Consider the following 11575-nt stretch of genomic DNA (forward strand, 5'->3'; position numbering starts at 1 on the left):
GCGCTCAGGCGAGTGCGCGGGTGGTCAGCTGAGAATAGGTGCGCGGGCCTTCGTCGAGCCGGAACGGCGCAGGGCGCGCGGCGCTGCCTGCCGGTTTGCTGCCGATGACGAAGGTGTGCGCGGAGGGCTTCTGCTCCGCAATGTGCACGGTCAGCCGCATCAGCGGGACGAACACGGGCACCTGGCCCTGCTGCAGCGCGCGCACCTCGCTCAAGGGAAGCCGCAATTCCCCGCGAATGACCGCCCGCTCGCCCGGATCGAGATGGTCGATCGCGTGCAGTTCGGGGTAGGAATGGTCGGGATCGGCGACCTGCTGCGAGGTCGGCACGCGCCCGTGGGCGGTGGTCAGATCGCCCGCGATGCGGACCTGCGAGATCGGCGCGCGCCCGCGATTGACGATCGTCAGGCGGTACGCGATCGTCGCGTTGATCACGCTGCGGCTGAGCGTGGTGGCATGCGCTTCAATGCCCAGCGAAGCCGCTTCGAGGCGCGGGAGCGCGCTATGCTTGTGGATTTTGCGCAGCGGCGGGCCGGAAAGGTCGGCCGGAGCGGCTTGCACCTCGGCCCGGGTACGCCTGCGCCGACGGGCCGCGAACAGGATGATCGCGCCGAGCAGCAGCGCGAGCCCCGCCATCAGCGCACCCCACAGCCAGCCCGGCGTTCCTTCGTTGTCTGACGATGCGCCAAACGCGTCGACAGGCTGCGCCGTGTCATCGGGCACGGTCTCGGGCAGAACATTGGCAGGCAGAGCGGCGTCGGGTTCGGGAGCGGGCTCTCCAGTGCCGGTTTCGATTACGGTGCTATCGGTTGGCGTTGCGCTGCGTTCAGCCTCCGGTCGCTCCGCAGTCGAACGCGCGGGCGCGCTGGCTCTGGGTGCGGGCTCGGCGAGTACTTCGCGGGTCGAAACCGGTTGCTCGCTGGTTGGCAGGTTGGGCCGCGCCGATCTGGTGGCACTTGGCTGGGGGCGCGGAGTCTCGCTCGCGCGCTCGCTCGGGGTAGGGCGCGGCGTGACGGTTGGCGTCGGCGTGGCCGTTGGCGGCAGGATCACGCGCGGCGCGCTGCGGTTCTCTCCCTCGAGATCGATCGGCCCTTGCGCCTGCGGGCGCGCGGTGGGCGTCGCGTCGGGATCGGGTGGCAGCTGAAAATCGCTGGCGGACTGCGCATGGGCAGTTGTGGCGGCGAAGAACAGCAGGCAGGGGAAAAGGGCGCGTCTCATCAATTCGGACTTCGGGGCAGGAGAAAGATGCCCGTACACCGGGCAGGGCGGCGCTGAATAGGCGGTGAATCGCCGCTACGCAAAGGCTTGCTTGTGCCGCGCGCGCGATGAAGGCAAGGACGCGGCATGAGCGACACACCCCACGACCCGCAAACCGGCACCACTCCGCGCTTTCTCGGCCAAGCGACCGGCCTGCCTGCAAGCCCCGAAGAAGCCGAGCTGGATTACGTGCCCAATCCGCGCGAGGGTTCGCTGTACATGGTGCGCTTCTCCGCGCCCGAATTCACCTCGCTGTGCCCGGTCACCGGCCAGCCCGACTTTGCGCATCTGGTGATCGACTATGCCCCGCAGGCGACGATCGTCGAATCGAAGAGCCTCAAGCTGTTCCTCGGTTCTTTCCGCAACCATTGCGGCTTTCACGAGGATGTGACCGTGGGCATCGGCCAGCGGCTGTTCGACGAGATGGCCCCGCGCTGGCTGCGGATCGGCGGCTACTGGTATCCGCGCGGGGGCATCCCGATCGACGTGTTCTGGCAGAGCGGGCCAGTGCCCGAAGGCCTGTGGGTGCCCGAACAGGGCGTCCAGAACTATCGCGGTCGCGGCTGACGGCTCCGGCGGAGAATTCTAACCGATACGTGACGATTATGACACTGCCGACCGGCTGGTTCGCGGATTCTCCGAACTGACGCAAATGCGTCAAGCAGGCGTAAAACTCCCCTCCTAACGGCGCCCCACAGGGATCAAGCCTAGGGGTTTTACTGATGAAGAAGATGCGTTTCGCCACGCGGGTTGGCATAATTTCGCTCGCCACCGCTCTTGCCGCACCGGCAATCGCGGGTGAGGTCGGCGGCTATGTCGTCGACGGGAGCGATACGGTCGCACTGCGTTCCGCCCAGGTGCGGATCGTCGAACTCAACCGTTCCGCCACGACCGATCGCGACGGCTCGTTCCTCTTCACCGACGTTCCCGAAGGCGAATACACTATCGAGGCGAGCTATGTCGGCGCGCAGACCGTCAGCGAGACGGTCAGCGTGCCCGCGACCGGAGAGATCGACGTCACGCTGCAGCTGTCGCCGGTCGATGGCGGCAACGAGATGATCCTGGTGGTCGGGCAGCGCGCCAACCAGGCAAGCGCGCTCAACATGAAGCGCGAGGCGGACGGTGTCAGCGACGTGATCACCCGCGATGCGATCGGTCAGTTTCCCGACCAGAACGTGGCCGAATCGCTGCGCCGCGTACCCGGCGTCAACGTGCTCGACGATCAGGGCGAGGGCCGCTTCGTGAGCGTGCGCGGGCTCGACCCCGATCTCGTCTCGACCTCGCTCAACGGGGTGCGCGTGCCGTCGCCCGAAAGCGACGTGCGCTCGGTCGCGCTCGACGTGATTTCCAGCGACATCATCGAATCGATCGAAGTGAAGAAGTCGCTGACCCCCGACATGGACGGCGACACGATCGGCGCCTCGGTCGAGATCGAGACGACCAGCGCGTTCGACCGCCGCAAGAGCCTGCTGACCGCCAAGATCGAGGGCAGCTACAACGACTACGCCGACCATATCAGCCCCAAGGGCAGCGTCGATTTCGCCACCCGGCTGGGCGACAATGTCGGCGTTTCGGGCGGCCTTTCCTACTACAAGCGCAAGTTCGAAACCGACAATATCGAGGCGGACGACTATTCGGACGCGGGGATGATCTTCCCCACCGAAGTCCAGTATCGCGACTATGACGTGGAGCGCGAGCGGATCAGCGCCTCGCTCAACTTCGATTTCCGCGCCGGCGACAGCACGAAGCTGTACGTACGCGGCATCTACAGCCAGTTCGACGACCAGGAATATCGCCGCCGCACGACCTTCGATCTCGGCGATTTCGAGGATTTCGGTCCCACCACCATCACCGCCAACGGCGCGACCTTCAGCGATGCGACCATCGACGATCCGTCCGAACCGGGCGAAGATCTGCGCCAGCGGATCGGGGTCGAGCGTGACATCAAGGATCGCCTCGAATCGCAGAAGATCCGCTCGATCGTGGTCGGCGGTGAAAGCGACTGGGGCGACTGGTTCGCGGAATACTCGGGCAGCTGGGCCAAGTCGTCCGAAACCGAGGAAGGCAACGTCGACCCGGCCGAATTCCGTCAGCGCTTCTCCGACGACGGGCTGACCCTGGGCTTCGACTATTCGGACCAGCGCCGCCCGATCTATTCGGTCATCGCCGATCCGGGCAGCTTTTACGATCCGTCCGAATATGAGCTCAACGATATCGAGCTGACCGCGCTGTCCGACGCGCAGGACGAGGAATACGCCGCCAAGTTCGACCTCGGCCGCCGCTTCGCGATGGATCGCGGCGAGTTCACGGTACAGGCCGGCTTCAAGGGCCGCTGGCGCGACAAGACCTATAACAAGGAGGTCGAGTTCTACGAATACGACGGCCCGGGCACGTTCTCGCTGGCCGACGTTCTCGGCACCCAGACCTACCGCATCACCGACATCTCGCCGGTCGCCAGCTACACCGGGGCGAGCGACTATTTCCGCGCCAATTTCGACGATTTCGAGCTTCAGCCCGCTGACAGCGATTTCGACAGCGCGGTGGAGGATTATTCGGTCTCCGAAGACATCCTCGCCGGGTATCTGCTCGGCCGATACGACAGTTCCACCCTGCGCGTGATCGGCGGGGTGCGGTTCGAGAACACGCGCAACTCCATCCTCGGCAACACGGTGACGCTGATCGAGGAAGACGGCACGCTGCCCGGCGGCGGCACGGCGAGCGAAGACACCGTCATCGTCAGCCCGGTCGCGTTCGAGAAGGACTACGACAGCTGGCTGCCCAGCCTCAACATCCGCTGGGAAGCGCAGCCGAACCTGATCCTGCGTCTGGCCGGGTACAAGAGCCTGGTCCGCCCCAAGCTCAGCAAGCTCGCCCCGCGCTTCGCGGTCGAGCAGAACGACGATGACGAGCGTGAAGGCGAATTCGGGAACCCCGCGCTCGATCCCTATCGCGCGTGGAACTTCGACGCCTCGCTGGAATACTACATGAACAGCAATGGCGCGCTGACGGGTGCGGTATTCTACAAGGATATCAAGGACTACATCGTCGACACCGTGCAGCGGGACGGGGTCTTCAACGGCATCGCCTACGACGAGGCGGTGATCCCGATCAACGGCGACGAAGCCAAGGTCTTCGGGTTCGAAGCCAGCTTCGCCCAGTCGCTCAGCTTCCTGCCGAGCCCGCTGGATGGGCTGCTGGTTCAGGCCAACTACACCTATACCGATGCGACGGGCACGGTGTTCACCGATGGCGACCAGACCGACCCACGCGAAATCCCGCTGCCTGCGACCGCGCGCCACACGTTCAACGTGGTGCTCGGCTACGACAAGGGGCCGCTCGATATCCGTCTGGCGGGCACCTATCGCGACCGCTATCTCGACGAGATCGCCGACGAGGCCGCGCTCGACCGGTATGTCGACAACCACTTCCAGCTCGATCTGAGCGCGAAGTACAAGCTGACCAAGAACATCAAGCTGTTCTACGAATGGGTCAACATCAACAACGCCAAATACTACGCCTACAACAATTTCGGCGGCCAGCGGAATCCCTATCAGTTCGAGGAATATAGCTGGACGATGAAGGGCGGCGTAAGGGTGACCTTCTGATGCGGATGCGTTCTAAATTTCTTCCTACCGCCGGCCTTGCGCTGGCGGTGGCAGGCTGCGCCACCGTGCCCGTGACGGGCGATCCTGCGGTATCGGTCTACGCCACGGCGGAGACCGCGCCGGTGGGCACCGGAAACGAGGACGCGGCGGACGATCCGGCCATCTGGCTCAACCCTGAAGATCGGGCGAAGAGCCTGATCGTTGGCACGGACAAGAAAGCCGGGCTGCACGTCTATAACCTCAAGGGCGAAGACCTGTTCTTCCTCGATGCGGGCCTGCTCAACAATGTCGATCTGGTCACGCTGGCGGACGGCACGGTGCTGGTCGCGGCGAGCGACCGGACCGATCCGGTCAATTCGGCGATCGCGCTGTTCCGGCTCGACACCCAGAGCGCGCGGCTCGAGCCGCTGGGTTCGGTGTCGAGCGGCGCTGGCGAGGCTTACGGTCTGTGCCTGTGGAGGCCGCCGTTTGCGAACGCGGGCGACGCCGTGGTCGCCTTTGCGGTGCTGAAGGACGGGACGATCAATCAGGTCCGGATTCGCGACGACTGGACCGGCAGGATCGAACACACGATGAGCGTGCCCAGTCAGGCCGAAGGCTGCGTGGTCGATGCGCGTAATTTCGGACTTTATGTGGGCGAAGAAAACGGCGGCATCTGGCGCTTCCGCGTGGGCGGATCCGACCCGGTGGGCGAACTGCTCGCCCCGATCGACAACCGAATGCTGGTCGCCGATGTCGAAGGCCTCGCGCTGATGCCCGAGGGGCACAGAGGCGGATACCTGATCGCATCCTCGCAGGGCGACAATGCCTACGCGGTGTTCCGCCTTCCCGGAATGGAGCCGGTTGGCCGTTTCCGGATCGCGCAGGGCGCAGTCGGCGCGACCGAGGAGACCGACGGGATCGATCTGCATGCCGGAAGCTTTGGCCCGGACTATCCAGCAGGCCTGTTCGTGGCGCAGGACGGGATCAATCCGCCGTACGCGCAGAACTTCAAGCTGGTTTCGTGGGCGGCCATTCTGGAAGCGCTGGAGACGTCGCCGAAGGCCGACTGACCCGGCACCGGGAGTGGGGTAGGGGGAGCTGCCGGCCAGCTTCCCCGGCCATCCGGCATCGCGGCGACAGCCGGGCCTGTGGTGCCGGTTGCAGGAATCGAACCCGCGACCTTCGGTTTACAAAACCGCTGCTCTACCAGCTGAGCTAAACCGGCCCTTGGTGCCGCAGCGCCTTGGGGCAAAATGCGGCTCTCGTAAAGCCTGTCGATGACCGTCGATCACCCGTCGATCTTGGGGCGTCGTTGGGCGAGCGCGACCCGCTTTGCTTTGGCAAAACTGCCCCGATCTGGTACACAAGGGCAGGTAACGCCAAGGAAACAGACGTGGATCAGAACCTTCGTACGCAATTGCAATACGACGCCCGGAAGAAGTCCGTCGCGGCGGCCTATATTCTGTGGCTGTTCCTCGGTTCGTTCGGCGCGCACAGGTTCTATCTCGGCCGTACGGGCAGCGGAGTGGCGCAACTCGCGCTGTTGCTGCTGGGCTGGATTCCGTTCTTTCTTGGCTGGTTCGTGCTGAGCGTGTGGTGGCTGGTCGATGCTTTCCTGATCCCGGGCCAAGCCGAACAGAGCAACCTGCAGACGCTCGACCGCCTGAACGAAGAGGCATCGCTGCCCGCGATCCCCGCCTGAGGATCAGCGCGCGCCGAAGGTCCAGCCTTCGGTCTTTGCCAGTCGCCGGTCGAGCGCGGGTGGAGCCCAGAGCCTCACATCCTCTCCATTCAGGCGTAGCCATGCAGCGGTGAGCAGCGCGTCGGCGCTGTGATCGTCGATCGGGCCGGAGCCTGCGACCGGGCCGGAGCCGAGCGCGGCCAGCGCCTCGTTCAACACCGAATGATCTCTCACCTTGCGTCCACGACGCGCGGGCAGCGCGGCGAGTGAGGCAAGCGCGGTGTAGATCTCCACCAGCACGGAACCTGCCTGCGGCAATGGGTCGACCGGCCACACCGGCAGCGCGCCGCCCAGCCGGTGGAGCAGCCGCATTCCCGTCAGGCTCGACTTGCCGACCTGCGCCGCGCCGACGAGGTTGAAGTTGGAGACCGGGCGGCATCCCATTGCCCGTTGCGCCTGCTCCGCGACGCGAAAGCGCCCTTCGCGGCTGGCGGCATCGGGCGCGTGGAAGCGATCGCCTTCGTGTGCACCGCCATGGCGGAAGTAGCGCGCCAGCTCGCGATGGCGCAGCGCGCCGCCTGCTTCGAGATGCGGGTCGTCGGCGCACAGATCGTCGATCAGCGCCCACAGCGCCTTGGCGTGCGGCGGAGAATGCTTCCAGCCGGGGAAGAACGCGCCGCAATCGGCGAAGGGCAGTGCGATACCCAGATCCATGCCGACCAGCGTATCGGGCGGCAGATCGTCGCGCAGCAGGCTGAGTACATCCTCGCGGCTCCACGGCTGGTCACGGCGGAGCAGGCGGGGCGGGCCACCGCCCAGGTCTGCCAGCGCCAGCGCGATGCCCTTATGCCGTTCGCCTTTCGCGCCGGACCAGTCGATCGCGAGGAAGTGGGAGAAGCGGTTCAATCGCGCCCTTTGCGCCGCGCCGCCCAGAACTCCATCCGCTCCGCTACGCGCTTCTCAAACCCGCGTCCGGTGGGCTGATAGAAGCCCTGCGGCTCCATCTCGTCGGGCCAGTAATTGTCGCCCGAGAACGCATCCTCAGCCGAATGGTCGTAGGAATAGCCTTCGCCATAGCCGATGTTCTTCATCAGCTTGGTCGGGGCGTTGAGGATGTTCTTGGGAGGAGTGAGGCTGCCGGTTTCCTTCGCGCTGCGCCACGCCGCCTTCTGCGCCATGTAGGCCGCGTTCGATTTGGGCGCTGTGGCGAGGTAGATGCACGCCTGCACCAGCGCCAGCTCGCCCTCGGGACTGCCGAGAAATTCGTACGCATCGCGTGCGGCGATGCATTGGGTTAGCGCGGCGGGGTCGGCCATGCCGATATCCTCCACCGCCATGCGCACCAGCCGCCGCGCGAGATAGCGCGGTTCCTTGCCAGCGGTGAGCATCCGCGCGAGGTAATAGAGCGCGGCGTCCGGATCGCTCCCGCGCACAGCCTTATGCAGCGCGGAGATGAGGTTGTAGTGCCCGTCGCGGTCCTTGTCGTACACCGCCACCCGGCGTTGCAGGAAACTGCCGAGGCCCGCCGGGTCGAGCGGCTTGTCCAACCCAGCATTATACAGCGTCTCCGCCTGGTTGAGCAGGAAGCGGCCATCGCCGTCGGCCGAAGCGATCAGCGCGGCGCGTGCGTCGTCTGTCAGGGGGAGGGGGCGTTCGAGCTCCTCCGCGCGGGTCAGCAATTCGCCCAGCGCCTCGTGCCCCAATCGCTCGAGGATCAGCACCTGCGCGCGGCTGAGAAGAGCGGCGTTGAGGGCGAAGCTGGGGTTCTCCGTGGTCGCGCCGACCAGCGTGACCGTGCCTCGCTCGACGAAAGGCAAAAAGCCGTCCTGCTGCGCGCGGTTGAAGCGGTGGATCTCGTCCACGAACAGCAGCGTCTTCTGCCCGGCCTTGGCCGCAGTCTCCGCCTCGGCGAAGGCCTTCTTCAGGTCGGCCACACCGCTGAACACCGCGCTGACCGCAGCGTAGCGCATGCCCACGCTATCGGCGAGCAGGCGCGCGATGGTGGTCTTGCCGGTGCCCGGCGGGCCCCACAAGATCATGCTGGACAGGCGACCGGCGGCGACCATGCGCCCGATGCTGCCTTCCGGCCCGGTCAAGTGTTCCTGCCCGACGACTTCGGAGAGGGTGCGCGGGCGCAGCCGGTCGGCGAGCGGCGCGTCTTCGCGCGGCTCGGCAGGGGCGGTGGAGGAGGGCGCGGGCGCCTCGTTTTCGAACAGATCGGCCATTGGTCGGATGACATAGGGGTTCGGTCGGAAAAATGCAGCGGCTACTTGTAGCGATATATCCAAGATATATCTTAGCTATATCGTACAGACAGGAGAATGCAGATGTCCGATGACCACAAGCGCGAGGATGACGAGCCGATCGAAGGCCGCATTCCCGATCACCCCCAAGATGGGGATTTCGACGACGGGTTCGAGGGTGGCCCCGACGAACGCGATACGCGCGGCGGCAAACGGCGCGGCGATGGCTTTTCCGCCGATGCCCTGTTCGGCAGCGACGGGGTGTTCGGCAGCGATGGCGTGTTCGGCCCCGACGGACCCTTCGGCCGCAATGGCCCGTTCGGCCCGCGCGGTCCCTTCGGCGACTCAGGCCCATTCGGCGCTGGCTGGGGCGGCGGTTGGGGTAGCGGTGCTGGCGGCGGACCGCGTGGCAACCGTGCGCGCTGGAAGATGGCGGGCGGCCATGACGCGGGCCATCGCGGCCAACATCGGCGCAAGCGGATGTTCGGCCCCGGCGAACTGCGGCTGGTCCTGCTCGCCCTGATCGCGGGCGAGCGTAAGCACGGCTACGAGCTGATCAAGGAGATCGAGGATCTGACCGGCGGCGAATACGCGCCCAGCCCGGGAGTGATCTACCCCACGCTCTCGCTGCTCGAAGACGAAGGGCTGATCGCACCGGTCGAGGCCGAGGATACCCGCAAGGCCTTCCGCGTCACCGACGGCGGCTTGGCGGAACTGGAAGAGCGCAGCGATGAAGTCGCGCGGCTGATGCAGCGGCTCGGCAAGCATGGAGAGAAGGCCAAGCCCAATGGCTCGCCCGACCTGCTGCGCGCGCTGGGTAATCTCGCCACGGTCATCACCAACCGCGCCGCCAACGGCCAGTTCAGCGGCGCAAGCAAGGACAAGGTCGTCGATCTGATCGACGAACTGGCGCGCAAGATCGAACGTCTCTGAATGCTCGCACACTTGTCGCCCGGGCGCGGGGGTGTATCCTCCGTGTCCGGGTCGCACCTCCACGGGGGAGAGGCGAAATGGACAAGCATCTGAAGGCGCGCACGCCGTGGCACCTGTGGGTGGTCGGCATCGTGTCGCTCGCATGGAATGCGTTCGGCGCGAATGATTACCTGCAAACGCAGCTGGGCAATCTCGCCTATTTCGAAAGCATGATGGACGGGATCGAGGCGACGCCGCAGCAGGCGCTCGCCTATTTCCAGAGCTATCCGGCGTGGGTCCACGCGGCGTGGGCCGTGGGCGTGTGGGGCGCGGTGCTCGGTTCGCTGCTGCTGTTGCTGCGCACCCGCTTCGCGGTGCATGCCTTTGCGCTGTCGCTGCTGGGACTGGCGACCACCACCGTCTACCAGATGGTGGTCGGGCAGCCCGACTGGGTGCAGAACACCACCACCACGATCATTACCATCGTGATCTGGTCGATCGCGACCTTCCTGCTGATCTACGCCGCCAGCATGCGCTCGAAAGGGGTGCTACGCTGAACCTCCGCAGGGCGGCTTGGCCTCGACCAGCCGCAGATAGGTATCGACCATCGAGGCGTTGATCGCCTCCCACGTATAGGGCTGGCTGCGTTCGAGCCCCGCGGCGCCGTGGCGCGCGCGCAGATCGGCGTCGAGGCAATAGGGGGCGAGCGCGTCGGCAAAGCCTTTCACATCGCCCGGCGGCACCAGCATGCCGCTTTCACCATGCGCGACCAGGCTCGAACTGCCGGTCGCATCCGCTGCCACCACCGGCAGCCCGCAGGCCATCGATTCGAGCGTCACGTTGCCGAAGGTCTCGGTGATCGAGGGATTGAAGAACACATCCCCGCTGGCGACCGCGCGGCCGAGGCATTTGCCCCCCTGGTGGCCGACGAAAATCCCGCCGGGCAGGGCCTTTTCGAACCAGCCGCGCGCGGGCCCGTCGCCGATCACCATCACCTTGTGCGGGATCTGCCGCTTGCGCAGTTCGATGATCGTGTCGACGAACACGTCGAGCCCCTTTTCCATCACCAGCCTGCCGAGGAAGGTGATCACCACCTCGTCATCGGCAATGCCCAGTCCGCGCCGCCATTCCATGTCGCGCGCGCCGGGGTGGAACACCTCGCGGTCGATCCCGCGGGTCCAGATTCCGATATCCCGGTTCATCCGCTGACTGCACAGCACGTCGACCATCCCCGGCGACGGCGCGACCAGCGCATCGCACTTGCGATAGAACCGGCGCAGCAACGATTCGATCACCGGTTCGAGGAAGCCCATCTTGTAGTAACGCGGATAGGTTTCGAACCGGGTGTGGACCGATGCCAGCACCGGCACGTCGTGCTCGCGCGCCCACTCGACCGCCTGCTGGCAGGTGCGATCCGGGCTGGCGACATGCACGATGTTGGGGCGAAATTCCTCGAATGCGCGCCGGGTGTCCCCCTTCAGCCCGAAGGTGAAGTGGTATTCCGGACGGAACGGGATGGGCAGGGAGGGGACCGATACCAGGTCGCCAACCGCCTCTACCTGCGGGTTTTCGACCGTCGGCGCAAAGATTCGCACCGCACCGCCCTGGTCGAGCAAATGGCGGACCAGGCGGTTGAGCGCCTGCGTCGGCCCGTCGCGGACCATGTTGTAATTGCCGCTGACCAAGGCAACGCGAAGATCGGTAACGTCCATCGCTGCCCGCCTTAAGGCTCGCGATTGCACTTGGCGAGGGGGTGGAGGCACTGTCTCGCCATCTTCGGGCCGAGCTGCCTTCATGATGCGAATGCGATCATACCCGGCGACAGTTTTCAGTTTCACGTTGACTTGTTGCTGCGCAACTTTATTGCCGCCGACGGGCCACGCGGTCCCAACGCCGC

The 11575-nt window shown here is 65.7% G+C and carries 10 protein-coding genes and 1 tRNA gene; 6 read left to right on the forward strand and 5 right to left on the reverse strand.

The window, feature by feature from the left end; all coding sequences use genetic code 11:
• Positions 1-4 precede the first annotated feature (4 nt).
• Positions 5-1216, reverse strand: coding sequence for a hypothetical protein (locus tag K7H93_RS12885; RefSeq protein WP_230783959.1), 1212 nt, complete (start codon positions 1214-1216; stop codon positions 5-7).
• A gap of 126 nt (positions 1217-1342) precedes the next feature.
• Between K7H93_RS12885 and queF the strand changes: the two genes are divergently transcribed.
• From queF to K7H93_RS12900, 3 genes are all read left to right on the forward strand, one after another.
• Positions 1343-1822, forward strand: coding sequence for a preQ(1) synthase (queF, locus tag K7H93_RS12890; protein WP_230783960.1), 480 nt, complete (start codon positions 1343-1345; stop codon positions 1820-1822).
• 155 nt (positions 1823-1977) lie between these two features.
• Positions 1978-4860 carry a TonB-dependent receptor gene (locus tag K7H93_RS12895; protein ID WP_230783961.1) on the forward strand — a complete coding sequence of 961 codons (2883 nt, stop codon included), beginning with the start codon at positions 1978-1980 and terminating at the stop codon, positions 4858-4860.
• A gap of 5 nt (positions 4861-4865) precedes the next feature.
• Complete coding sequence (locus K7H93_RS12900; RefSeq protein WP_230784151.1) at positions 4866-5912, forward strand: phytase; 1047 nt, start codon at positions 4866-4868, stop codon at positions 5910-5912.
• Between the two features lie 79 nt (positions 5913-5991).
• Here the strand turns inward: K7H93_RS12900 and K7H93_RS12905 are convergent.
• Positions 5992-6067 (reverse strand) — tRNA-Thr (locus K7H93_RS12905).
• Between the two features lie 168 nt (positions 6068-6235).
• On the opposite strand from K7H93_RS12905, the gene K7H93_RS12910 reads away from it, so the two are divergent.
• Complete coding sequence (locus K7H93_RS12910) at positions 6236-6544, forward strand: TM2 domain-containing protein (protein WP_230783962.1); 309 nt, start codon at positions 6236-6238, stop codon at positions 6542-6544.
• 3 nt (positions 6545-6547) lie between these two features.
• Here the strand turns inward: K7H93_RS12910 and K7H93_RS12915 are convergent, their stop codons facing one another.
• Positions 6548-7429: a hypothetical protein gene (locus tag K7H93_RS12915; RefSeq protein ID WP_230783963.1), complete on the reverse strand. Its 882-nt coding sequence runs from the start codon at positions 7427-7429 to the stop codon at positions 6548-6550.
• The gene (locus K7H93_RS12920) at positions 7426-8748 is read right to left on the reverse strand and encodes a replication-associated recombination protein A (protein ID WP_230783964.1); all 1323 of its coding nucleotides are present in this window, start codon (positions 8746-8748) and stop codon (positions 7426-7428) included. The genes K7H93_RS12915 and K7H93_RS12920 overlap by 4 nt, the downstream gene beginning before the upstream one ends.
• Before the next feature lie 102 nt (positions 8749-8850).
• On the opposite strand from K7H93_RS12920, the gene K7H93_RS12925 reads away from it, so the two are divergent.
• Both K7H93_RS12925 and K7H93_RS12930 read left to right on the forward strand, forming a co-directional pair.
• Entirely contained in the window at positions 8851-9699 is an 849-nt protein-coding gene (locus tag K7H93_RS12925; protein WP_230783965.1) for a helix-turn-helix transcriptional regulator, read from the forward strand.
• 77 nt (positions 9700-9776) lie between these two features.
• Complete coding sequence (locus K7H93_RS12930) at positions 9777-10235, forward strand: hypothetical protein (protein ID WP_230783966.1); 459 nt, start codon at positions 9777-9779, stop codon at positions 10233-10235.
• Here K7H93_RS12930 and K7H93_RS12935 read toward each other — a convergent pair.
• On the reverse strand, positions 10227-11390 hold the full coding sequence (locus K7H93_RS12935; protein ID WP_230783967.1) for a glycosyltransferase family 4 protein: 1164 nt from the start codon (positions 11388-11390) through the stop codon (positions 10227-10229). The genes K7H93_RS12930 and K7H93_RS12935 overlap by 9 nt on opposite strands.
• Positions 11391-11575 lie beyond the last annotated feature (185 nt).

It is taken from the genome of Citromicrobium bathyomarinum, from assembly GCF_021021475.1.
Classification (GTDB): Bacteria; Pseudomonadota; Alphaproteobacteria; order Sphingomonadales; family Sphingomonadaceae; genus Alteriqipengyuania; species Alteriqipengyuania bathyomarina.